General features: G+C 47.0%; 22 protein-coding genes and 1 pseudogene. 18 read left to right on the forward strand and 5 right to left on the reverse strand.

The genetic code is table 11. The features are described from left to right. Positions 1-172: 172 nt before the first annotated feature. The 13 genes from ACWP87_RS00350 to holA all read left to right on the forward strand — a co-directional run bounded on the left by ACWP87_RS00350 (position 173) and on the right by holA (position 15,846). On the forward strand, positions 173-1,063 hold the full coding sequence (locus ACWP87_RS00350; RefSeq protein WP_005689193.1) for a Rossmann-fold NAD(P)-binding domain-containing protein: 891 nt from the start codon (positions 173-175) through the stop codon (positions 1,061-1,063). Continuing rightward, complete coding sequence (locus tag ACWP87_RS00355; RefSeq protein ID WP_005685627.1) at positions 1,053-1,334, forward strand: UPF0223 family protein; 282 nt, start codon at positions 1,053-1,055, stop codon at positions 1,332-1,334. Before ACWP87_RS00350 ends, ACWP87_RS00355 begins: the two co-directional genes overlap by 11 nt. A 2-nt stretch (positions 1,335-1,336) precedes the next feature. Beyond that, a complete protein-coding gene (locus tag ACWP87_RS00360; protein WP_014569610.1) occupies positions 1,337-2,131 on the forward strand; it encodes an inositol monophosphatase family protein in 795 nt (264 codons plus the stop codon). A gap of 252 nt (positions 2,132-2,383) precedes the next feature. After that, a complete protein-coding gene (gene typA, locus ACWP87_RS00365; RefSeq protein ID WP_014569611.1) occupies positions 2,384-4,228 on the forward strand; it encodes a translational GTPase TypA in 1,845 nt (614 codons plus the stop codon). Between the two features lie 526 nt (positions 4,229-4,754). Next, the gene (locus ACWP87_RS00370; RefSeq protein ID WP_005715717.1) at positions 4,755-5,924 is read left to right on the forward strand and encodes an FtsW/RodA/SpoVE family cell cycle protein; all 1,170 of its coding nucleotides are present in this window, start codon (positions 4,755-4,757) and stop codon (positions 5,922-5,924) included. Then, positions 5,917-9,354 (forward strand): pyruvate carboxylase, encoded by a 3,438-nt coding sequence (locus ACWP87_RS00375; protein WP_005685631.1) that lies wholly within the window; start codon positions 5,917-5,919, stop codon positions 9,352-9,354. Before ACWP87_RS00370 ends, ACWP87_RS00375 begins: the two co-directional genes overlap by 8 nt. A 17-nt stretch (positions 9,355-9,371) precedes the next feature. Then, positions 9,372-9,719, forward strand: coding sequence for a YlbG family protein (locus tag ACWP87_RS00380; RefSeq protein ID WP_005685632.1), 348 nt, complete (start codon positions 9,372-9,374; stop codon positions 9,717-9,719). Continuing rightward, complete coding sequence (gene rsmD / locus ACWP87_RS00385) at positions 9,706-10,272, forward strand: 16S rRNA (guanine(966)-N(2))-methyltransferase RsmD (protein WP_005685633.1); 567 nt, start codon at positions 9,706-9,708, stop codon at positions 10,270-10,272. Before ACWP87_RS00380 ends, rsmD begins: the two co-directional genes overlap by 14 nt. Further along, a complete protein-coding gene (gene coaD, locus ACWP87_RS00390; RefSeq protein ID WP_005685634.1) occupies positions 10,265-10,768 on the forward strand; it encodes a pantetheine-phosphate adenylyltransferase in 504 nt (167 codons plus the stop codon). Before rsmD ends, coaD begins: the two co-directional genes overlap by 8 nt. Continuing rightward, positions 10,746-11,834, forward strand: coding sequence for a SepM family pheromone-processing serine protease (locus ACWP87_RS00395; RefSeq protein ID WP_014569612.1), 1,089 nt, complete (start codon positions 10,746-10,748; stop codon positions 11,832-11,834). The genes coaD and ACWP87_RS00395 overlap by 23 nt, the downstream gene beginning before the upstream one ends. A 97-nt stretch (positions 11,835-11,931) precedes the next feature. After that, positions 11,932-12,597, forward strand: a complete 666-nt coding sequence (locus ACWP87_RS00400) for a helix-hairpin-helix domain-containing protein (protein ID WP_005685636.1) — start codon at positions 11,932-11,934, stop codon at positions 12,595-12,597. Beyond that, on the forward strand, positions 12,594-14,798 hold the full coding sequence (locus ACWP87_RS00405; RefSeq protein ID WP_005685637.1) for a ComEC/Rec2 family competence protein: 2,205 nt from the start codon (positions 12,594-12,596) through the stop codon (positions 14,796-14,798). Before ACWP87_RS00400 ends, ACWP87_RS00405 begins: the two co-directional genes overlap by 4 nt. Then, on the forward strand, positions 14,785-15,846 hold the full coding sequence (holA, locus tag ACWP87_RS00410) for a DNA polymerase III subunit delta (RefSeq protein ID WP_005685639.1): 1,062 nt from the start codon (positions 14,785-14,787) through the stop codon (positions 15,844-15,846). Before ACWP87_RS00405 ends, holA begins: the two co-directional genes overlap by 14 nt. A gap of 112 nt (positions 15,847-15,958) precedes the next feature. On the opposite strand, the gene rpsT is transcribed toward holA, so the two are convergent. Further along, entirely contained in the window at positions 15,959-16,213 is a 255-nt protein-coding gene (rpsT, locus tag ACWP87_RS00415) for a 30S ribosomal protein S20 (RefSeq protein ID WP_005685641.1), read from the reverse strand. A gap of 248 nt (positions 16,214-16,461) precedes the next feature. On the opposite strand from rpsT, the gene rpsO reads away from it, so the two are divergent. The 5 genes from rpsO (at position 16,462) to tuf (ending at position 21,917) form a co-directional block, all read left to right on the forward strand. After that, a complete protein-coding gene (rpsO, locus tag ACWP87_RS00420; protein WP_005685642.1) occupies positions 16,462-16,731 on the forward strand; it encodes a 30S ribosomal protein S15 in 270 nt (89 codons plus the stop codon). Between the two features lie 117 nt (positions 16,732-16,848). Beyond that, positions 16,849-17,538 (forward strand): hypothetical protein, encoded by a 690-nt coding sequence (locus tag ACWP87_RS00425; RefSeq protein WP_005685643.1) that lies wholly within the window; start codon positions 16,849-16,851, stop codon positions 17,536-17,538. A 299-nt stretch (positions 17,539-17,837) separates the two neighbouring features. Then, complete coding sequence (locus ACWP87_RS00430; RefSeq protein ID WP_014569613.1) at positions 17,838-19,520, forward strand: ribonuclease J; 1,683 nt, start codon at positions 17,838-17,840, stop codon at positions 19,518-19,520. 80 nt (positions 19,521-19,600) lie between these two features. Then, entirely contained in the window at positions 19,601-20,506 is a 906-nt protein-coding gene (locus ACWP87_RS00435) for a hypothetical protein (RefSeq protein ID WP_014569614.1), read from the forward strand. 220 nt (positions 20,507-20,726) lie between these two features. Beyond that, positions 20,727-21,917, forward strand: coding sequence for an elongation factor Tu (tuf, locus tag ACWP87_RS00440; RefSeq protein ID WP_005685646.1), 1,191 nt, complete (start codon positions 20,727-20,729; stop codon positions 21,915-21,917). Positions 21,918-22,458: 541 nt separating this feature from the next. On the opposite strand, the pseudogene ACWP87_RS00445 reads toward tuf, so the two are convergent. From ACWP87_RS00445 to ACWP87_RS00460, 4 genes and pseudogenes are all read right to left on the reverse strand, one after another. Then, positions 22,459-23,326: pseudogene (locus ACWP87_RS00445) on the reverse strand (DUF3737 family protein). 68 nt (positions 23,327-23,394) lie between these two features. After that, entirely contained in the window at positions 23,395-24,120 is a 726-nt protein-coding gene (locus ACWP87_RS00450) for an SIR2 family NAD-dependent protein deacylase (protein WP_014569617.1), read from the reverse strand. 5 nt (positions 24,121-24,125) lie between these two features. After that, the gene (locus tag ACWP87_RS00455; RefSeq protein WP_005715694.1) at positions 24,126-24,500 is read right to left on the reverse strand and encodes a carboxymuconolactone decarboxylase family protein; all 375 of its coding nucleotides are present in this window, start codon (positions 24,498-24,500) and stop codon (positions 24,126-24,128) included. A gap of 62 nt (positions 24,501-24,562) precedes the next feature. Then, positions 24,563-24,946 (reverse strand): MerR family transcriptional regulator, encoded by a 384-nt coding sequence (locus ACWP87_RS00460; RefSeq protein ID WP_014569618.1) that lies wholly within the window; start codon positions 24,944-24,946, stop codon positions 24,563-24,565. Positions 24,947-25,080: the final 134 nt, after the last annotated feature.

Genomic DNA, 25,080 nt, shown 5'->3' on the forward strand with positions numbered 1-25,080 from the left:
TTTTTTGATGGGAAAGCACAAAGTCAAAACCGAAAGTGCGAGTGTAAGGACTTCATGAAAAAGGACCAATATTTCAGTTAGTTAACAATTGCAAAAATAACCCTGTTTAATTTTGTCTTAAGATTGCGCTTCCGCTAAAATATAGATAACGCAGCTGAGAGGAAGGGTTTTCATGCAAAGAGTCGTGGTACATGGTGCCAGCACGGGGACACAAGGGCTTTTACAAATGCTGATTATGTCATTGCTTGATTTGCAAGTCGGCTGTTATGAACCTGATGAAACATTGGTTGACGTAGCCGGGTTGACGGCCTTGAGTCAAATTTGTCACAATACGTTTGTGAAGGTGACGCCCAAAGTTCTAAAGGCAGCCGATGTTTTGATTCTGACTGATACAGGGACGCCAGCGGATGAGGGGTTTGTAGCCACTAATATTACGGCCATTCGGAAAGTGCTAAATTCGGCAATGGCAGCAGGGTTTAAGGGTCGCATTATCGTTGCCATGACCCATGACGAGCTTTTCACCTATTTCGCTCAACGATTTTCCGGTTTGAATAAGCGTCAGGTTGTCGGTTTAGGTACTTTTGGTGCAACCTGGCAATTTGAACAATTTCTAGCAGAGCGGTTGGCTGTTCCTGCCGCTCAAGTGACTGCCTATGTGGTCGGAACCAGTCAGACGCCGGTTCTGGTTTGGAGCCGAGCCTATGTAGGTGCCACGCCGGTGTTGCGCCTACTGGATGACCAGACAATTTTTTCCGAGGCTGTGAAGGCGGTTCAGACTTTCTTAGCCAGTACGTTGACCGTGATGCTTGGCAAGTTGGTTGAACCGATCCTAGCTGCTTTTGCCGGTGATGGGGTGATAGGCACTTTTACCCACTTACGCGATGCCGATGATGGTACAGGACAGATTAGCAGTTCGCCGGTTTTATTGGATGAACGCGGGGTGGTGACGTTGGCGATGGTGGCAGGTTCCGATGATGAAGAAGCTGCCTTAAGCCAAGCGATTCAAGCAGCCCAGACCCAGATTGAAGCGATCGAACAAGGAGCAAATAAGAATGAAAGCTAACTATCATTATCCTTTAGATCTCGATTGGACCACGGCAGAAAAGATCAAAGTGACCACCTTTTATGCACTGGTCGAGGATGCTTATGAGCATGGGGTTGATCGGGATAACCTACTTGCTGCCTATAAGGGTTTCAAGCAGGTCGTACCGGATAAAGGAACCGAGCGTCAACTGGGGCGTGAATTTGAAACACTCTCTGGTTACTCGATGTACACGGTCGTACAAATGGCACGCCAAGGTGTGAGTCAAAAGATTAGGGTGAGGGTGAGTTAAACATGACACAAGATCCAGAAAAGATACGTGAGACATTGATCGGTTGGTTTGCTGCTAGCCGGAAACGCATTCTGACAGCAATGGCACAGCCACTTGATGTTGCCCAAAAAAGCAATCGTAATGACCTGGTCACCAATGTCGATAAAGCCAATCAGCAATTTTTGATTGAACATATCAAGACCGATTTTCCAACGGCGCGAATCATTGGCGAGGAAGGCCACGGCCATGATGATACGGATCTTAATGGGTTGGTCTTTTTTGTCGATCCGATTGATGGCACCATGAATTTTGTTAAACAGCAGGCACATTTTGCGGTGATGATCGGTGTCTATCGTGATGGGCAACCGATTGTCGGGGCTATTATGGATGTGATGCGCAATGAAGTGTTGAGTGGCGGTCCGAATCTACCAGTCACGTTTGCCGGCCGTCAGTTGAAGCCATTGCTGGATCTGCCACTGAAGGACGGTTTGTTGGGAGTGGCAGGACCCATGGCTATCAAGAATCGCTTGCATTTAGGTGATGTGGCCTTAGCTAGTTCCGGTGCGCGGATGAGTGGTAGTGCCGGGATGGAATTTATTGAAGTCGCCTTAGGAAGGCAAGTCGGCTATGTTTCCTATCTGCAGCCTTGGGATGTTGCAGCAGGCATGGCGATTACGCAAGGCTTGGGCGTCGAATTTAGTCGGGAAGACGGTTCGGCAATCAACTTAAGTCAGCCAGGCGTTGTCGTGGCAGCGACTCCGCAAGCACATCAAACGATTCTAGCCATGATGGCCGGTAAAAGTGAACAGGCGCATTAACGCCGCTCATTAACGAGCAACCTCAAAAACTGGCGGAGACGATTCCCGTCAGTTTTTTGAATGTATGGCCTAGATGCACGGATTCCAAAGAAAATTCCATCAAATCATTCGCGTGAATCACTTCACTTTTCAGAAAACTCACACAGATTGGGTAGAATGTGTTATAATTCAAAATCGTATAACTGTGTCAGTTGCTGGCACTTTTTTAATGCGGTAAGCGGCCAGTAGTGCCAGCAGAAAGGAAGTAGAAACGTGAAAACACGTGACGATATTCGCAACATTGCGATCATTGCCCACGTTGACCATGGTAAGACAACTTTGGTTAACGAGATGCTTAAACAATCGGATACACTTGATCAACACATTCAATTACAAGACCGGGCGATGGATACCAACGCCATTGAAAAGGAACGCGGTATTACCATCCTTAGTAAAAATACGGCGGTGAAATACGGCGACACCACCATCAACATCCTCGATACCCCGGGGCATGCTGACTTTGGTGGTGAAGTAGAACGGGTTATGAAGATGGTTGACGGCGTTTTGCTCGTTGTCGATGCATTCGAAGGCCCAATGCCGCAAACGCGTTTTGTTTTGAAGAAGGCGCTTGAACAGCATCTAACACCGATTGTGGTCATCAATAAAGTTGACCGTCCTGGTGCGCGTCCTGAAGAAGTGGTCGATGAAGTGCTTGAATTGTTCATCGAATTGGGTGCCGATGATGCGCAATTGGAATTTCCAGTAGTTTATGCTTCTGCGGTTAACGGGACTTCAAGTATGGATTCCGACTTATCAACCCAAAAGCACACGATGAATCCGCTTTTTGATACCATCATCAAGACGATTCCAGCGCCAATCGATAACAGTGACGAACCATTGCAGTTTCAGGTGGCCATGTTGGATTATAACGATTACGTTGGTCGGATCGGGATTGGCCGGATTTTCCGGGGCAAGATCAAGATCGGTGACAATGTAACGGTTATGAAACTAGACGGTTCACAAAAGAATTTCCGGGTCACCAAGCTCTTTGGTTTCTTCGGTTTAACCCGGACCGAAATCAATTCTGCTAAAGCCGGTGACTTGATTGCCGTTTCAGGGATGGATGACATCTTTGTCGGCGAAACCGTGACCGCTGCGGATACGCCAGAAGCTTTGCCAATTTTACGGATTGACGAACCGACTTTGCAGATGATGTTTGTGGCTAATGACAGTCCTTTTGCCGGTCGTGAAGGTAAGAACGTAACGGCGCGGAAACTAGAGGAACGGTTGAAGGCACAGCTGCAAACCGATGTCTCGTTGCGTGTTGACGATACGGATCAAGCCGGTGCCTGGATGGTATCCGGTCGTGGTGAGCTCCATCTTTCCATCTTGGTTGAAGAGATGCGGCGTGAAGGCTTTGAATTACAGCTTGGCCGGCCAGAAGTTATCTATCGCGATATTGATGGCGTGACGATGGAACCGTTTGAAACGGTGCAAATCGATACCCCTGAGCAATACACCGGTACGGTTATTGACGCTATGAGCCAACGCAAAGGCGAAATGCAGAATATGGAAAATGAAGGCAACGGTCAAACGCGGCTCACTTTCCTTGCTCCATCCCGTGGTTTAATCGGCTATTCCACCGAGTTCCTATCTTCTACAGGCGGTTATGGCATCATGAACCATACGTTTGAAAAGTATGCGCCAGTGATCAAGAACTGGGAACCGGGTCGTACTCAAGGCGCGTTGGTATCTATCAATGCCGGCACTGCGACTACCTACAGTTTGCAATCCGTTGAAGATCGCGGCCAACTCTTCATCAATGCTGGCACGGAAGTTTACGAAGGCATGATTGTCGGTCAAAACTCTCGTGAAAACGACATTGCTGTTAACGTTACTAAGGGTAAGAACCTGACAAACACCCGTGCTGCCGGGAAAGACCATGCAGCTGCCATCAAGACGCCAAAGAAGATGACGCTTGAAGAGTCGATTGAGTTCTTAAACGATGATGAATATTGCGAAGTCACCCCGGAAAACATTCGCCTACGTAAAAAGATTTTAAACACCGGCGAACGTCAAAAGGCTGCAAAGCGTAAGAAGATTGCTGCTTCTAAATAATTTTTAAAAAAGTCGTCAAGTTATTGGCGGCTTTTTTGATTTCAAAAATTAAGCCCTCTTCAAAAAATATCTTAACCACCGTAGACAATGACCTTAATGATAAGCAATGGCAACTTTGAGGCTTTTTTCAGGACTTTTTCTGATTAAGACAAACTAAACTTCCTGATACATTCCAGCAGCAGTGCGATGGGTCACCTTGTTCGAATATTAAGATAGAAAGCAAGAGCTGGCGGAGCGGTGGCGGGCTCAGTGGTGAAATTGGTCTTAAGCGGAGTGGGCTTCTCCGCTTTAGACCAAGGCCGAGCTTCGAAACCGCGGTCTTTGCGGGTTCGAAGTCGTGCCCACCACTCTAGCTGCGCGGTCGCCAGCCGCCACCACCGCGGAGCCAGCTCGGAGTAACGGAAATCACTTAATTAGAGTAGAACCGAGAAAAAGTTGACACTTACCGATTGCCAGTGCGGCTTGGCGGTACGAGCCGGTATGCTATAATTAACCCAATCATTGCTTGAAAGGCCGCGTTTTCCTAATGAAAAAAATACGCCATGTGGATTATTTCATCTTGGTGCCGTATCTGATTTTGTGTGCGATTGGGATCGTCATGGTTTATTCTGCCAGCGCCTATTGGGTACAACGTCAATATGGCGCCGCCGAAACTAAATACTTAGTTCAGCAGATTCTTTTTGTGATTCTTGGCATCGGAACGGTATTCTTCTTTTATAAGATGTCACTCAAGATTTTACGTAATCGCTGGGTGCTTTTTATTTTGATGAGTACCTTGCTGGTGTTGTTGGTTTATTTGATCCTGCATGGTCGTGCGGTCAATGGGGCATCGGCCTGGATTACGATTGGCGGTTTTCGATTACAGCCATCCGAGTTTGCCAAAATGATTTTGATTTTTTATTTAGCGCACATGTTGTCATCGCGTGAAAACAGTTTCCAGCAAGAAAATTTCCGGTTACACCAAATGTGGCAGCCGCTGTTTATGGCCGGCGTCATCATGTTTTTGGTTTTCATTGAGCCGGACACTGGCGGATTTGCGATTCTCTTCTTGATTACCTTGGTCGTTGTGATGTCAAGCGGGATTCCCATGCGTTATGGACTGCTCTGGGTGTTGGGGTTGATTGCAACCGGCGTCTTAGGGTACTACATTGTGTCACATTACCATTTTGCCGGTCTTGAAAATAACTATGCCTACCAGCGACTGGTAGCGGCGATTCACCCGTTTGAGAAAGCCAATGCTGCGGGTAATCAGGTGGTCAATTCTCTTTACGCGATCAATCATGGCGGCTGGTTCGGAGTCGGCTTGGGAATGAGCAGCCAAAAGCTGGGTTATCTGCCGGAGCCATATACTGACTTCATTTTGGCAGTGATTGCCGAAGAGCTCGGATTGGTTGGAACCGTGGTCATCTTAAGCTTATTATTTTTCTTAGTGATGCGGTTTTTCTTAATCGGGGTTCGGTCTAAAAATACGTATCACACCCTGATTGCTTATGGCATTGCGACGATGATGCTGGTGCAAACCATTTTCAACGTGGGTGCAGTGGCAGGCGTTATCCCCGTGACCGGTGTGACATTGCCATTTATTAGTTACGGCGGATCGAGTATGATCGTTTTATCCATGGCAGTAGGGATTATGCTTAATATTAGTTATCACAGCGAACGTACGCAACGAAAGGTAGAGAAGACGCATGCATAAAGTTTTAGTCGCAAATCGGGGCGAAATTGCTATTCGGATTTTCCGTGCCTGTGAAGAACTGGGCCTAAAAACCGTGGGCATTTATGCCAAAGAAGATGCTTTGTCGATTCATCGCTTTAAGGCCCAGGAAAGTTATCAGGTGGGAGCAGGTAAGGCGCCGATCGCTGCGTATTTGGATATGGATGACATTATCCGGATCGCTAAGCAAAGCGGGGCGGATACAATCCATCCCGGTTATGGTTTGCTTTCCGAAAATGCCACCTTTGCGCGAAAAGTACGTGCGGCCGGGCTGACGTTTGTTGGACCGCGCTCGGAACTATTGGATGTGTTTGGCGATAAGGTAGCGGCTAAGGAAGCTGCCCACAAGGCTGGGTTAACGACCATTCCGGGAACACCGGAGCCAACGCGTGATTTTACCGAAATTCAGGATTTTACGGCTAAGCACGGCTTCCCGGTTATGTTAAAAGCGGCAAGCGGCGGCGGTGGTAAAGGCATGCGAATCGTACATTCTGAATCCGAATTAGAAGCCGTTTACCAAAATGCGGTCAATGAAGCTAAGGCAAGTTTTGGCGATGATCGGATGTATGTTGAAAAATATATTGCGTCCGCCAAACACGTTGAGGTACAAGTTCTGGGCGATGAACATGGGCATCTATTGCACCTTTTTGAACGTGATTGTTCGGTTCAGCGCCGGCAGCAAAAAGTTGTTGAAATTGCCCCTGCTGTGGCTCTGCCGTTAGCATTAAGAAACCGTATCTGTCAAAGCGCCGTTGATTTAATGGCCAGTCTGCATTATGAAAATGCCGGCACTGTCGAATTTTTGGTCGATGGCGATCAGTATTACTTTATTGAAGTTAATCCACGTGTGCAGGTGGAACATACCATCACGGAATTGATTACCGGGGTCGATATTGTTCAGTCCCAATTGCGCATTGCTGCCGGGGCCGATTTATTTGCGGACCTGCACTTACCACAGCAAGATGCGTTACGGGAAAATGGGGCGGCTATTCAGTGCCGCATTACGACTGAAGATCCAGAAAATAACTTCATGCCTGACACCGGCACGATTAATACTTATCGGTCACCAGGCGGCTTTGGCATCCGGCTTGATGTTGGTAATGCCTATGCGGGTGCCGTTGTCAGTCCATATTTTGATTCGTTACTGGTTAAGGCAAGTGTCCACGCACCTAGTTTTCCTGCTGCAGTGGCTAAGATGCAGCGCGCGTTACATGAGTTTCAAATTACCGGCGTCAAGACCAACGTCGCCTTTTTGGAACATTTACTGGCAACTCAGACATTCCGGACCGGTGAGGCAGAAACGGCCTTTATTGATGCGCATCCGGAATTATTACAAGTGCAAGCGAAACCAGATATTGCATCCCGGTTGCTTTGGTATATCAGCGATGTAACCGTCAACGGCTTTAAAGGCGTTGAACGTCAAAGCCAAAAGTACTATCCGGAGTTGCAATATACACGCCATTTTGCTGCTGCTAAACCGCAGACGGATTTGGTGGCCCTACTTAAAAATGAAGGTGCCCAGGCGGTTACGGATTGGGTCAAGGCTCATCCAGCGCTGCTTTTAACCGATACGACTTTCCGCGATGCCCATCAAAGTCTGTTTGCAACGCGAATGCGGACCCGCGATATGTTAACGGTCGCCGAGGATATGGGAAACGGCTTGCCTAATCTCTTCTCAATGGAAGTTTGGGGCGGCGCAACTTTTGATGTGGCTTACCGCTTTTTGAATGAAGATCCGTGGGTGCGCTTAAAGAAGTTGCGGGCTGCTTTACCGCACACCTTGTTACAAATGCTTTTTCGGGGTAGCAACGCGGTCGGATATCAAAATTATCCCGACAATGTTATTAAGGCCTTCATTAACCAGGCAGCAAATGACGGTGTGGATGTCTTTCGGATCTTTGATAGTTTGAATTGGCTGCCGCAGATGACTTTGAGTATTGATACGGTTAAGCAGGCTGGCAAGATTGCCGAAGCGACCATGTGTTATACCGGGGATATTTTAAGTGACGCCCATCCGAAATATCAGTTGGCATATTATGTCGACTTAGCTAAGCAGTTAGTTGATGCCGGGGCGGACATGATTGCCATTAAAGATATGGCGGGACTACTCAAGCCACAAGCTGCGACTGAATTGATCGCGGCACTTAAGGATGCGGTGACAGTTCCGATCCATTTGCATACGCACGATACAACCGGTAATGGGATTGCAACTTATCTGGCTGCTACCAATGCCGGCGTGGATATTGTGGATGTGGCGCAAAGCAGCTTTTCCGGGACAACCAGTCAGCCGAGTCTGGAAAGCCTGTATTACGCGTTGAGTGGCAATCAACGTCAGCCGGAAGTCGCGATCGAAAAGGCGCAATTGTTGAATCGATATTTTCAAGCGATTCGTCCGTATTATGCGGACTTCAGTAATGGTGTGACCGGTCCGTTAACCGATATTTACACTGTCCAGATGCCAGGCGGTCAATATAGCAATTTACAACAGCAAGCACACAGCATGGGCATTACGGATTTTGAGGCAGTTAAAGCCATGTATGCGCAAGTCAATACGCTGTTTGGCGACATTATCAAGGTGACGCCTTCGTCAAAAGTCGTTGGGGATATGGCATTGTTTATGTTACAAAATCATTTGACCCCGCAAGATGTTAAGGAACACGGAGAGCAATACGATTTTCCTGCTTCAGTCGTGGCTTTTTTCAAGGGCGACTTAGGGCAGCCGGTCGGTGGTTTTCCTAAAGCCTTACAAGAAAAGATTCTAAAAGGACAAAAGCCGTTAACCGTGCGTCCCGGACAATTAGCCAAGCCGGTTGATTTTGCGGCGGTGCGACAGGATTTAATCGCGGCAGGTGTGCCGGATCCAAGTACCGAAGATATTTTAAGTGCTGTTTTGTATCCTGATGTTTTCAAGGCTTATGCACGCAAGCAAAAGCAAATCGGGCCGGTGACCAAATTGGATTCACCTTCCTATTTTCAAGGTATGCGCCTAGGTGAAACGGTGGAGGTCCCAATTCGGGCCGGCAAGACATTGATTATTCAACTAAACGCCATTGGCAAAGCGGACGCCAGTGGAATGAAGACATTGTACTTTACCGTTGATGGGCAGAAACAGGAAATTCAGATCCGCGACGCTCATCAAAAGAGTGCCGGCTTGCAGCATCAGTTGGCCGAACCGACCGATAAGAATCAAATCGGGGCCCCAATGGCCGGAAAAATTGTTTCGGTTGCCATTAAGCAAGGACAGCATGTGGCCAAAGGTGAGGCTTTGTTTGTCATTGAAGCGATGAAAATGGAAACAACGGTGCACGCACCATTTTCCGGAACAGTGACCCATCTGTATGTAGAAGCAGGCGCATTAATCAAGAGTCAGGAACTGTTGGCTAAACTGCAACCCGGGGCCGCCAAGCAGTGAGTTTAGAAGGTGAGAACATGTTTGCAATGAAACAGCGGCAAGGTTTAGTCGTTTGGGTCTATTCACTCAAGCAATTAAAGACCTTGCGCCGTTATGGCACCATTATGTACGTTTCGCGGCGGTTAAAATACGTTTATTTATATCTGGATCGGGATGAAATTGCAGCAACGAGTCACAAGCTTATAAAATTGCGGTTCGTTAAACGCGTTGAACCATCACATCGGCCTGAGTTGAAAACAGAGTTCGGTGATGAAATTGGCAAATTCAAGCCGACTGAGGAAGATTTGGAAACCAAGGCGAAACCCCAACGACATGCCAGACTTTTAACCGGCGAGGCAAAAGGTGATCAACATGCGCGTCATTAGCGGTACATTTCGGGGATTACGCTTAAATGCGGTGCCGGGTAATCAAACGCGGCCAACCGCCGATAAGGTAAAGGAATCGATGTTTAACATGCTTGGCCCTTATTTTGATGGTGGGCATGCACTGGATTTATATGCTGGCACCGGAGCGCTTGGCATCGAGGCCGTATCACGGGGGTTAACGGATGCAGTTTTGGTGGATCGGCAATATGCAGCGATCAAGACCATTCACACCAATGTTGCCCTGACTAAACAGGCAGAGCGCTTTACGGTTTTGAAAATGTCCGTGACGAAAGCGATTAGCCATTTTGCGGCCAATCACCAGCAGTTTGATCTTATTTTGATGGATCCGCCGTATGCCCAGCAGCATGTTCTCGCACAATTAGCTGCGTTTGTCAGCGAACAATTAGTGGTACCAGGCGGGCGGGTGTTGGTTGAAACCGGCTTGGATGTTGATTATCCTGAGGTCATCCCCGGATATACCAAAATACGGCGTCAGACCTATGGCGTTGCGCAGGTGCTTATTTTAGAGCGAAACGAGGAAGACCATGACTAAGAAAATTGCAGTATTTCCCGGCAGCTTTGACCCGTTTACAAATGGCCATTTAGACACGGTATTACGTGCCAGTCGCTTATTTGATGAGGTGGTCGTTGCGGCGATGACGAACACCAGTAAACGTGCGCTGTTTTCCAGTGATGAAAAACTCGCGCTGATCGAGGCCAGTACCGCTGATATAGCGAATGTTAAGGCAGTTGCGGCCCCAAGACGGTTGACAGTTGAATTTGCCCGGTCAATTGGCGCACGGTTTATCATCCGCGGCATTCGCAATGTTGCCGATTTTGGTTACGAAGCTGATATTGCCACAGTTAATCATGACTTGGATCAGGAAATTGAAACTGTCTTTTTGCTGGCGGACAAGCAGTACGATGCCTTGTCTAGTACGATTATTAAGGAGGTCGCGGCGTTTGGAGGCGACATCCATCGATTCGTACCGGCACCGGTTGAAAAGGCCTTATATGCGAAACTAGGTGAGTCTCATCAAGCAAAGTAATCATTTGAAGCCCAAAAAACGTTGGCGGTGGCTAGTTGGCGCGATTATTGCCATCATCTTGATCGCTGCGTTTTTATTCTTCCCCACCAATTATTATTTGGAAGTACCCGGTTCCGCCGAATCCTTAAAACCGTTTGTCAAAGTCGCCGGCACCAAAGATAAAGCCAAGGGAAGCTACATGCTGACGACGGTCGGTGTTGTGGGCCCGGCTTCACCTGCGTTATTACTTTTCAGCAAAACCCAGGCGCATACTGAGATTGTGTCCAAGCAGGATTTAATGGGTAGTGACAGCAGTGCCGAATACGATCAGTTGCAGACTTACTATATGAAAAGTGCGGCCAATAACGCGGTAGCAGCTGCGTTTAAAGCCGCAAAACAACCGGTCAAAACCGAGCATCGCGGTATCTATGTGATGTCCGTATTGCCACAATCACCATTTAAAGGCAAACTAGCCCTCGGAGACACGATCACAAAATTGAATGGCAAGTCTTATCAAACGGCGGATGCGTATGTCAAGGCCATCAAGTCAAAAAAAGTTGGCACGAATATCACGTTAACCTACCAACATAAGGGCCAAACGAAACAGGCAACCGCTAAATTAATTCGTCTACCGCAGACCAAACGAGCGGGTATTGGCATTACTTTAACTGAGAATACGGCGGTGACCAGCGATCCTAAAGTGACGATTGATGCGGGAAACATCGGCGGTCCTAGTGCCGGCACCATGTTTGCTTTGCAGATTTATACGCAAATCACCCACCAGGATTTACGTCGGGGTCGAATCATCGCGGGGACCGGTACGATTGATCCAGATGGTCATGTCGGTCAGATTGGCGGGATTGATAAGAAAGTTGTTGCCGCGGATGCAAAAGGTGCCAAGATTTTCTTTGCCCCGAATCAACCGGCCACAAAAAAGTTGAAGCATTACGATCCTAATTATGTCAACAACTACGCCGAGGCGGTCCAGACCGCAAAGCAAATCAAGACCAAAATGAAAATTGTGCCAGTCAAAACGCTCGGTGACGTCATTCGTTATATGAAAGCTTATGCCAAAGCTGACCAGTAAGTGGTTAGTGGTTGTAATAAGTTCAATTTAAAGAGGAACTGTTGAAAAAATAGTTCTTTTTGTTTGCCCTGCGTAATGTGTTGTTGAGGTGAGAAAAATGGCGACACTGACTTATTGGCTGAAAACATATTGGTATGCACCCTTGATTATTTTAATCGGCGGTTTCTTTTTTTGGCAGCAGGCGAAGGCAGGATCGGCAAATCAGCCTTTGTCGGTGAGTGTGAATTCCCATAGCAGTTCGCACATGGCGGCGTCACGATCTAGTAGGGCAACAAGCATGAGTGGCAGTCATCGTCCGAGCCACGGTTTCGTGCATTTAAAAGGCGCAATACAACATCCCGGCATTTATCCGGTCAAAGAAAACACGCGCTGGGATGAAGTGGTTAAAGCTGCCGGCGGGTTGACGGCAGCGGCTGATATTCAACAAGTCAATCTAGCCAAGATCGCCAGTGATCAGGAAAGCCTATATGTCCCGGAAAAAGGCGAAACGTCAACTGCAACGGCACCACCTACCACGGCAGGCGGCACTTCTGCTACTGGGAAGCCCGCCCAGACTGCCAGTGGTGCCGTTGTTGATCTTAATAAAGCGGATGTGGCGCAACTGACGACCATCAGTGGGATTGGCCCCAAAAAGGCTGCGGATATTATTAGTTATCGCGACAGCCATGGTGGGTTCAAGGATATTAACGAACTCAAAGAAGTTCATGGTATTGGGGATAAGACTTTTGAAACCCTGGCGCCGCAGCTAACCGTGGGCCCATGAGCGGGCGGTTAATCTTACTTGCGACTGCTTTACTTGCCGGCATCATGGGCGGTATCGGTTTGTGGTGGGTGCTGGCTATCTTGCTTATTTGTCTTGTCATGAAAACCAATCGAACCAGTTTCGTTTATGTTGGCCTTTTTTTAATCATTGGCTGGGGGTGCGGAAGGGCAGATGCCAATCAATGGCAGAATCCGCCGCAACCCCGTGGTAGTGTGACCATCCCGGCGTCAGCCATTAAGCTTAAAGACGGGTATGTCAGCTTTATCGGTCGGGCTGCCAACGGGATTGCCGTCAGTGGTCGTGGTTCGGTCTCAAAGGAACTTGCGGAACGGTTGGCTAGTAATGATCAGCCGGTACAATTGGCCGGTGGTTATGAAGTAGCACGTTTGGCACCCGCACGTAATCAGTTTGAATTTGATTATGCAACTTATGCGTGGCAAAGCCGGCAGCTTGCCTATGAATTAGTCAAACCGACTTTGAACTTTTCTTTTCAACCACGAAGACAATTTTTTGATGTCGTTGATAGTTGGCGCGTCCATCTGTTTGCCTATTTCGAACAATTACCGAACAAGGTACGCCAATATGCCAAAGGGTTGCTTTTAGGGCAATTGGATGATGATTTTTTAACGCAACGCCAAGCATTTGTTGATTTAGGCGTCTTTCATCTTTTTTCGATTTCCGGATTGCATCTGTTCGCCTTGGTTGCCGCGCTTTATTGGTTGGCAGCAAGGTTACGGATACCGCAAGGATTAGTCGATGGCCTGCTATTGGGATTGTTGCCACTATTCTTATTATTGCTGCCATTAGGTGCGGGCTTGTGGCGGGCGGTATGGATGCGGTTAGCTGGCATTATTAATCGTTATCTTCGGTTTGGCTTAACCGGGCTGGATCTGTTTAGTATGGTGTTGATGGTCAACTTGCTCTGGCAACCGCGTGTCTTGATGACCATGGGTGGGCAATTGACGTACTTGATGACCGGGTTGCTCATTGGTTTACCGGCGCTGCATAAGTGGCAGGTGAATTGGCGGTTAGTATTAGGCGGCATGCCTGTCATTGCCTGGCATACGTTCAGCTTTAATCTTTTGACGGTATTCTTCAATTGGCTTCTCATGCCGATTTTTGAACTGATCATTATGCCGGGGTTGGTATTTGCCTTATTGATGCCGCACGCAGGGTTAACATATTTGTTTAACGATGCATTGCAATTATTGGAGACCATCCTCATTCGACTGAGTCACCTGCCTGGGCAGATTATTATCGGTGCGTTTCCCAGCTGGTTGGCTGTGCTGGGGGTTTTTGTTATGATGCTGGTTTTGACGTGGCAATGTTGGCCCGTAGCAGTTGGCTGGTTTGTAGTACTTGCCTTGTGGAGTTGGTATCAGCCGAATTATCGGGTGGTGATGTTTGACGTGGGTCAAGGCGATGCGATTTTGATCGAATCCCCGTTTCATCAAGGGGTTATGTTGATTGATACGGGTGGCCGCATATTCGGCAAAACCAGCCATCCTCCTGTTAGCCGCGCGATTGTCCCATATTTGCATGCACGCGGATATGCCCGCTTGAATACGCTGGTTTTAACTCATCCTGATATGGATCACGTTGGCGATGCACCTAAACTTGCTGAGTTGATACCGATTGAGCGGCTAGTAACCACCCCAACCGCGCAGCATCATCCTATGATTAAAAAAGTTAGCCAGCGGGTTGCCGCAACGCAAACAGTCACAGCGGATCAATGGCTGCAGGTCGGGCCACTTCGATTACAGGTACTTGCGCCAAGTGCCACGAGCCATCACGACCCCCAGGATACAAACGCGGATTCCATTGTTCTCTATGGTAAAATAGGTAGCAGTCGCTGGTTATTTACTGGGGATGCTGACCAAACCGTTGAAAAAACGCAAATTCTGCCGCGACATTTGCAAGTCGACTATTTAAAGGCAGGACACCATGGTTCAAAAACCGCCAGTGCACCGGCGTTAATTTCGAGTTTACAGTTAAAAGCCGCTTTAATTTCCGCTGGTGTCGATAATCGATATGGTCATCCGCATCCAGAAACATTGGCAACGTTTGCTAATGCCCATGTTCCATGGGTCAGTACCAGTGAACAAGGGATGCTTTGGGTGGAACCAAACCCGCAACGTCAACAGGATCAGCTATTTGGCTGGTTGCAGAAAAGGAGCAAACAATCGCATGCAGGTCCGTGATTTTATCAAACATCTTAAAAATGGCGAACGACCGCCGCTGACATTAATTCTTGGCGAGGAGCAGGCTTTACGGCAACAGGCTCAACAAGCGCTGGCTAATTTGATTCCTGAAGACCAAAAGGCCATGAATTTTGGCCGTTATGACATGCATCAAACTCCAGTGGGCGTTGCCTTGGATGATGCGACTTCAATTCCTTTTTTCGGCGAATACCGCGAAGTTGTGATTGACGATCCTTACTTTTTAACCGGCGAAAAAAGTACCGATAAGATTGAACATGATCTCACCGGACTGCAGGCTTATTTTGACAATCCGGTTCCGTCAACGATGATGGTGTTAATCGCACCGTATAAAAAACTTGATGAACGTAAACGGCTGACGAAAGCTTTGAAGAAGGCAGCTTTGATTGTTGATGCTGCGCCACTGGATGAACGGTCAGCGCGAATGGCATTGGCACAAATCTTCAAGCAACATCAAGTCGATATTCAGCCACCAGCACTCGATGCGCTTGTTCAGCGAACGAACGGACAGTATTCGGTCATGATGGGCGAAGTCCGGAAGCTTCTGACGTATGCAAGTGATGGTAGTCCATTAACCGTTGCTGCGGTATCGGCATTGGTCCCCAAGCAGCTTAATGATCGGGTTTTTGATCTGGTAACGGATGTGTTACGTCAAAATGCCGCGGATGCTTTGGCACTTTATCGTGATCTGCTTGCACAACGCGAAGAACCGATTCGGCTCAATGCGTTAATGCTAGGCCAATTTCGACTTTTAATTCAGGTTAAGTTATTAGCACAAAAAGGTTACGGTCAAGGTGATATTGCTGCTACGCTCAAGGCCCATCCGTACCGAGTCAAATTAGCGTTACGGCAGGTTGGTCGCTTGCCTTATCACCAACTGGCCCAGGCTTATAGTGGGCTGGTGGATACTGAAACCGCGATGAAGACGGGAACGATTGATAAGGCACTGGCCTTTGAACTGTTCATGCTGAAGTACACAGGTCAAGCGTCAGCGCATCGGAAGGGGAAGTATACGGCTTCACGCTCCTAAAACTGAGATGGTCAATGATGTGCGGGTGTGCTTAGCCGATGACAACAAAAAATAACCCTTGTGGACGAAATATCGTCACACAAGGGTTATTAAAGTTGGCATAACGCCTTGATTACTTGTTAAGTAGGGCTGCAAGACGGCTCTTGTCGCGACCGGCCTTGTTCTTCTTGATCAGGCCTTTGCTGTTAGCCATGTCGATGGCACGAGTTGCCGCTTTATAAAGATCCTGACTGTTGTCAGCATTTTGTTCGCTTGCACTCTTGAACTTCTTAACAGCGGTACGCATTGCGTTCAGCTGGGCAATGTTACGTTCACGGGCATTTTCCTGCGTCTTAACGCGTTTGATTGCAGATTTGATTTGTGGCATGAGATGTTCACCTCCAACAGTGGATTATGATAAAACTGCATAAGTTTCAACAAACGCTATTATACAGAAGCCAGAGCGGCAATGCAATAAAAAGTTGTAAAGGAAAATTGCTTGATAGCTAAAATTACTTGCAATCAGTGGCAGACTTCGGTAAAGTATGAAGGTACTTTTGAACCTGATACTTAGTTTAGCGAACCACCGACGCTTTACTCAGTTTCAGGCAATATTCTGAAAGGTGGTACAACACAATGGCAATTGACCAAACGCAAAAGAACGAAATTATCAAGCAATACGCACGACACGATGGTGACACTGGTTCACCGGAAGTTCAGATCGCAGTTTTAACTGCTGAAATTCTGGCTTTGAACGACCATTTATCCGTTCACAAGAAGGATCATCATAGTTATGTCGGTCTGATGAAGAAGATCGGCCACCGTCGTAATCTGCTTGCCTATCTGCGCAATAAAGACATCATTCGCTACCGTGACTTAATCAAGTCATTAGGTCTGCGTCGTTAATCACGTTTAACAAAGGTCGCCGCGGCGGCCTTTTTGCGTGTTTTTATATTAATAGCGGGCATCAGCTAGTGGTAAAAGGCCAAAAAGACAGTTCCAACTTACAGGAGGGATCAGCTAATGTATCCAGAATATCGGCAGCGTTATCAGGGTCAGTTAGTACGCGTCACCATTTTAAGCGTAACGACAACGGTTGCTTGGGTGATTGGCACGATTGGCTCACAGTGGGCAGTTGCCGGTGTGAGCCGTCATGATGAAAAACAGGCGTCCTCGGAACAAGTTGATCCGGTACTCGTCGAATTGGTCCGCGTTATCGCAGGTCGCTTAGTCCACAAAAATTTAGCGACGACCTCATTGCCGGAATCATTGCTGCCAATGGTGACGGCACTGACCGAGCATCACTGGCGGGAGCCGGATCCGGAATCGGCGTTAAAGTTGATTCCAAAGCCGGCAGGGGCACCGCTGGACTTCTGGTCATGGCGCAAGGCGGTTTTCTTGACGGTTCCCCAGCAAAAAGTTCGACCAGCTGATTTGCATGAGTGGCTTCGGAACATTTTGCCGAATGTCCATGGGTTAGGATACGGGCCGGTGACAGATCTGGCTGCCTTAGCTGTTTTAGCGCTGGATACCAGTCACCACCTTGCTGCTGGCAGTTCACCTGAAGTAGCGGTGGTGCTGGATAACGGAAAAGAAGTTGCTGCGTATCATCTGGATGCCGCTCAAACAAGCGATACCGGGTATCAAAGTGCACTTAAAGCGGCCAAACAAAATCTGAAAACCGTGCATCGCTTTTTTGCAAACGAGGTGTAACTGCGCCTCCGCGTTTTAAGGTGATATGGTAGTTGGAATTTTAATTGTCTGATAGAGCATGTTGAGCTAACGTTGTCGTTTGGATATTAAGTCCACGTTCTCCATCCAGTGACCATTTTCGGGGGCACTGGATGGATTTTTTTATAGCATTCAACGCCAACCATTTGCCGCCTGAAATTCGGCTCTATAGGTTTTCGCCTTATCGTGTGGTACACTTGTATCAGAATTTATTCGGCGGAGGTATGCGGCAATCGATTGTCGGCAACCATACTTCCATAAATTAACCACGAGGTGAAACCATGACGAAGATCAATCTGGTCGCTCTTGGTGGGGTACGTGAGAATGGAAAAAACATGTACGCCGTCGAAGTTGACGACCAAATTTTTGTATGCGATTTTGGGTTGAAATACCCTGATAATGAATTACTTGGGATTGATGTTGTGATCCCGGACTTTAGCTATTTGACTGAAAATGCCGACCGAATTGCCGGAATCTTTCTAAGTCACGGCCATGCGGATGCAGTAGGAGCCTTACCTTATTTTCTTGTGGATCATCCAGTTCCGGTTTTTGGTTCGGAATTGACGATTGCAATGGCCAAGGTCTTCATGCAGCATGACAGCAAAGCCAAGAAGTTTAAAGACTTTCATGTTATTGATGAAAAGTCGGTCATTGACTTTGGTGATGTGTCGGTATCGTTCTTTAAAACAACGCATAGCATTCCAGGCTCGTTAGGTATCGATATTGAAACCAGCGAAGGCCAGATTGTGTATACCGGCGACTTTAAGTTTGATCCTAGCGCTACCCCGATGTATCAAACGGATTGGGCGCGATTGGCACAAATCGGTAATAAGAAAGTGCTGGCGTTGTTATCTGATTCAGCCAATGCAGAGTCGCCTTATCCGAATGCCAACGAACATGAAATTTATGACCATATCAAAGAAACTTTTGAATACCAAGATGGCCGAATTATCGTGGCAGGTGTTGCCAGCAACATTCAGCGTATTCAACAGGTGATTAATGCCGCTGCATCGCTTGGGCGGCGGGTTGTCTTGACCGGCCGTGATGTCGAAAAGGTCGTTAAAACCGCCATTCGTATGGGTTACATTAAATTGCCGGATGATGACATTTTAGCTAAAACCAAAGAGCTAAAAGGCCTGGCACCGGAAAAGACCGTCATTCTTGAAACCGGTCGGATGGGTGAGCCGATGAAGTCATTGCAACGAATGGCAACATCCCGTCATCGCCTGATTCACATCCATGAAGGTGATCTTGTTTTCATTACCACCACGATTGCCCATGCGATGGAAACTATGGCGGCTCGAACGAAAGACATGATTTATCGTGCAGGCGGGGATGTCAAAGTCTTAGGCGACGATATTCACTCTTCCGGCCACGCTTATAAGAATGATTTGCAACTGATGATCGATTTACTCAAGCCAGAATATTTGGTACCGGTACAAGGCGAATATCGCTTACTTGCAGCCCACGCGGAAATTGCGCATGAAGCTGGCATTCCGTTAGCTAACATCTTTATTGTCGGGATGGGCGATATTTTGCGGTACGAAAAAGGCCAGATGAACGCCTCCGGTCATGTCAACGCCGGCAATACCATGATTGATGGCATTGGCGTTGGCGATATCGGCAATATTGTTTTACGTGATCGCAAAATGCTGGCCGAAGATGGCATTTTCATTGCGGTTGTCACCATTGACCGTAAGAAAAAGCGCGTTGTTTCCAAGCCCAAAGTCACAAGTCGCGGGTTTGTTTATCTTAAAACCAGTCGTGACTTATTGGCCGAAAGCGGCACCTTGGTAACGGAGACGGTACAAAAGAATCTGGATAACAAAGAATTTGACTGGACCCATTTGAAACAAGATGTTCGAGATAAACTCAGCCGCTTCTTATTCGAACAGACAAAGCGGCGTCCTGTCATTTTGCCGGTCATCATGGAAATTAATCAAAACAGTGCAAAACGGCAATAAACAACAAAAAATTCGGATCATTTTCCGAATTTTTTTATTGTCATTGCAATATCTGAATAAAACAACGACAGGAGGAAGGCATGACCAATATGGTATCATTACCCGACAATGAGCAACGTCACCTGACAATCGGCAAACAGGCGCTGCAAAAGGGTAACTATGCTTCGGCGGCGGCGCATTTAGAAAAGGCGTATGAAGCAAAGCAAACTTTTGCAATCGCCCAGCCATTAGCGGCTAGTTTAAATGGGCTTAAACAGTTTCATGAAAGTCTCAATGTGATGTTGGCGCATTACCAGTCGTTTATGCAAACAGACGGTGATGTCCAACTGGTTTTGGATGCTTGGCTTGGTACGCTTAACTTTGTCATGGCGCGAACGATGCTGCGGCAACTTGATCCGATTCGGCGCCAGCGTTTTCGCCAGCAAATTGAGGCGGCAGAAGCTTTAGCCTTGAATGAACGGAGCGAACAAATTGCGGAACTGGTTCGCAAAGTCAGCCATCTGGGGGGCTTTTCCCGGCAGGAGCAGCAGGATCTGTTTAGTCAGGTGGGGTTATTGCCAAAAGCACAACTCATCAAAGCGGCGGTTCCCGACTTGATCGACGAATCGATTCCAGTGGCGATGCGCCTGTCATTGTTAGACCTTTTAACGAATGTTGGCTATGATCAACCGGTGCAATATCAGGCTTATGATCGAGTCGAAACCATTATTCCGAGTGAGTTACCCGGCATGGCGGATGAGCCAACCGGGCCACAGATTCTGGATCGACTGCAAAAAGCATTAGGCGATGACGATCAGGAGCTGGGGCAAGCTTTGATCCAAATGGCGCGGGTACAGATTGCCTTTTTATATCCGGATATCAGTCGGCTAATTCCTGACCAAGCGGCATTTGTTCAAGCTTATCTTGATCATCATCAGGGGAAAACCACCGCGTTTGACGATCTTTTTGCTTGGCAAGCGGCTGAAACAGCGAAATTGTCCGAATAGGCGTGATGACACGTTTTCACTGTAAATGAAAGAAACTTGACGGTAGCTGTTTACAAAGTGAAAATGACCATGTATACTCATTGCTGGAATTCATTTCCAGCGTAGATATTTGTTTTGGTATTTACGCTCAAATGTAGTACACTTAAACGTAAAGGATTATCAGGGTACACAAACAAGGTATCCTGTATTCTTACGAAAAATACAGGAGGTTCGTTTTTTCATGGCTGAAAAAGAACACTATGAACGCACAAAGCCCCACGTAAACATTGGTACGATCGGGCACGTTGACCACGGTAAAACTACTTTGACCGCGGCTATCACCAAGGTATTGTCGGAGAAAGGCCTTGCCCAAGCGCAGGACTATGCTTCGATTGATGCTGCTCCAGAAGAAAAAGAACGTGGTATCACCATCAACACCGCCCACGTTGAATATGAAACGGAAAAGCGCCACTACGCACATATCGATGCGCCAGGGCATGCCGACTACGTTAAGAACATGATCACCGGTGCTGCCCAGATGGACGGTGCGATTCTGGTCGTTGCTGCAACTGATGGCCCAATGCCACAAACACGTGAACATATTCTGTTGGCGCGTCAGGTTGGTGTTGATTACATCGTTGTTTTCTTGAACAAGACTGATTTGGTTGATGATCCAGAATTGATCGACTTGGTTGAAATGGAAGTTCGGGAATTGCTCAGCGAATACGATTATCCTGGTGATGATATTCCTGTTCTCCGCGGTTCTGCCTTGAAAGCACTTGAAGGCGATCCTGAACAGGAAAAGGTTATCATGGAATTGATGGATACCATCGATGAATATATCCCAACCCCAGTTCGTGAAACCGACAAGCCTTTCTTGATGCCTGTTGAAGATGTCTTCACCATTACTGGTCGTGGTACCGTTGCTTCAGGTCGTATCGATCGTGGTACGGTTAAGGTCGGCGATGAAGTTGAAATCATCGGTTTGAAGCCAGATGTTCTCAAGTCCACCGTTACCGGTCTTGAAATGTTCCGTAAGACCTTGGATCTTGGTGAAGCCGGCGATAACGTTGGTGTCCTGCTTCGTGGGATCAACCGTGACCAAGTTGAACGTGGCCAAGTTTTGGCAAAGCCAGGTTCAATCCAATTGCACAACAAGTTCAAGGGTGAAGTTTATATCTTGACAAAAGAAGAAGGTGGCCGTCATACGCCATTCTTCTCCAACTATCGTCCGCAGTTCTACTTCCACACCACCGATGTTACCGGTGTGATTGAATTGCCAGATGGCGTTGAAATGGTTATGCCTGGCGATAACGTTACTTTCGAAGTTGACCTGATCGCTCCGGTTGCTATCGAAAAAGGTACCAAGTTCACCGTTCGTGAAGGTGGCCGTACTGTTGGTGCCGGCGTTGTTTCCGAAATTCTTGACTAATTTCTGAATAAACGTTTAAAAGTCTGCAAGCTTGCTTGCAGGCTTTTTTTGTGAGCGCGAGCCGGCGCGGTTAGAAGCCGGAGTGTAAGCGGCCTTAGCCGTGATGGCTGGTCTTTGGCCATTGCGGCTAAGGTCCTTACACGCAGACTTCTGCGCCGGGGAACACGTTATGGGAGTAAGCTGGAACATATGAGGCATAATGGCCGGGCTTTGGCCATTGCGCCTCAGGGTCTTTACACGCAGACTTCTGCGCTGGGGAACGCGTTATAGAAAGTGAGCGCGAGCCGGTGATGATTACAGGGTTGCGTGTCAGGTCAATAATAATGGATAAGGAATGAATAATCGCAGGTATTTTACGTTTCAAGATTTTGACGCTTGAACAGCCTTGGGAAATCAAAGATTATTTTATCGAATCATGACACCAAAAAATCTCAAGTCGTGTTTGGCTTGAGATTTTTTGGGCTATTTTCAGCAGGGATTAGGTAAACCAAGTAACTGCAAAACATTAGCCGCTCTGAGTGATCAAGGAAGGGATTTAAAATTAAGCTGACTGTTTAATTTCGCTTGGCTGTGTCACTGTAATCTTGGTTTTAGCTGGTTCAATTTTGTCCGCTTCCAGAATGATGTTACCGATCGATTGTACTCGGATGTTGCCGCTGCTTGGATTCTTGACGCTGACAATATCGGAACAAATATCGGCATTGATATTGGTGCTGTATTCAAAGACCAAATCGGAATGAAGCAGTGCGCAGTTTTTCATTGTTAAATGATCAACATAACATAACCCCTGATTGCTCTCGATTGTACAATTGATAAGCGTCAGATTTTTTGTATTCCAGCCTAGATAAGCACCATTAATAGTGGAATCATAGATAGTAATGTTCTCACAGTTCCAAAATGCATCTTTGGTTACAAGCGTGGAATGATGAATTTCAACATTTTTAGCACCATCAAAGGCGTAATCACCAATCAAATCGAGGTGGTCGGCGACAATGTTTGTGCTATTCATACCAAAATAGTTCCCATTTGCTTGCACATGGTCGAGTCTAATGTGATTGCAGTTCCACAAACTTTCACTGGCATCGGAAAAAATGAACGTTTTTTAGGCGAATATTCTGGCTACGGCGAAAAGTTTTTGGTGCTTGAATTGTACTATCGGACATAGTGATGTCATTCGTATACCAGATGCCTGACCGCGCCATGGTTTCGAAGATGGTGTTAGACATCGTGATGTGCTGGCTGTACCAAAGTGGATACTTATATTGAAAAATTGACTGATCTAGTTTAATATTGCGACTTTCCTTCAGAGGAGATTCACCTTTTCCAAAAGTCGTTTTGACAATGGTGGCATTTTCCTGACCAAACAGAGAACGTTCACCATGAAAAAATTGATTGTTGTAACTCACCATAAAAGATTCGCTTCTTTCTATATGTTCTCGAAAAATGGTCGCTACTTCCAAAACTTTGATTGCAGCTGTTACGCTACGATGTCATGGAGAAGTTCAGCAGCCTTACCAGATAAATAAATGGTATTTGACTCATGCAAACTGTCTCTAGCAGATTGAGAGGTATTGATGACAATTTTTGGACAGTTTAATCGAAAACTGGTGGCAGGACGGCGCGTGCCAATGATTAACAAGAGGTCCGCTTGTGCGAGCATTTGCTGACCATATTTTATTTCGTCTGGGTAGGTTGCCAGGTGTCTTAAAACGAAGTCAGGTAAAATCAGTCCGCCACAATTGGGGCAAGTCGGCACAGTGCTGGTTGACGGTTTTTGCCAGTCATAAGAATGATGACAAATCGTGCAGTGATTATGCCGGACATCGTCCCAGTATTCGGCAACATGACGGGTTCCGGCTGTTTGATGGAGATAGTCAACATTCATCGTCACCACACCAAGCAGCTTGTTAGCCTGTTCGAGCTGCACTAACGCTTGATGGGCTCTGTTGGGTAACGCTTCCGGCTGACAGAACGTCTGGCGGTATAGCTGGTAGAAAGCGGACGGGTCGGCGCTGACTTCTTCTGGATCAAGAAAACGAAATACGTCACCAGCAAATTTGTGTGATTTTTTTAAGATTTGATCAATCCCGTTCAAATCTGGAATGCCAGATTCTGTGGAGATACCGGCACCAGTGAAGGCAACGATTTGGTGATGTTGGCGAATAAGGGTTGCTGCCTGCTGTAAACGTTGTGCTTGTTTCAAGGGACTCATCTGGTTTCGAAAACGTGCCGGGCAACCGTTAAGCCATTTAGTACCCGAGGAAAGCCAATATAAGGAATGCAGTGAATCATCGTTTCGACAACTTCGGTTTTAGTCAGACCGACATTGAGTGCACCATTGAGATGAACCTGTAGTTGGTCGGCGGTATCGCCTTGGATAAGCAGCGCGGTCACGGTGATCATTTCCCGCTGTTTTAGATCCAAGCCGGGACGGTTGTAAATATCGCTAAAAGCAAATTCCAAAATATATTTACCAACATCAGGCGCAATGTCGGCTAACGAATGCATAACGTTGGCCGCAGCCTCACCGTCAACTTGGGCAAGCGTCTCCTGACCATTTTCTAATCGTGTTTTTTCTGACATGTTCATGACCTCTTTCATTTAGGATAGCTTCACTCTAAATGCTGGAGTTAACTCCATGTCAATCACTTTTTTGAATTTTCTGTGGTTAATTTGGCTTTTAGCTGATGATAGGTCGTGATTTTGTTTTCTAAAAATGCAATATGGGCATCAATTTCCCGGCGTTGTGCCGCTAACCGGGATTTTTGCGTGAAGAGTAACTTCAGACGTTCGTCAATGGTGCTATTGCCTTGATAACGTAAACGGGCATAAGTTTTGATTTCCTTGATGGGCATGCCAGTTGCTTTTAGCCGCTTGATGAATGCAATCCAGCGCTGATCAGCATCTGAGTAGGTCCGTCGATTATTTTGATCGCGGTCGGGAATAATCAAGTGTTCTTTTTCGTAGTATCGCAACGTATCAATTGACAGTGAAACCAATTTTGAAAATTTACCAATTGGGTAGCCCATCAACGAAGCCTTCTTTCTTAGGTTATGTTGGGTTGTATGATGAGACTTTCTGTGAAATTAGTCAATACTTATACAAGAGGCTAAGCGTTTTAATCGCTAAACTAAAACTATTGTTATATGATAAAGTCTCGGAA

The organism is Lacticaseibacillus sp. 22 (assembly GCF_055413445.1).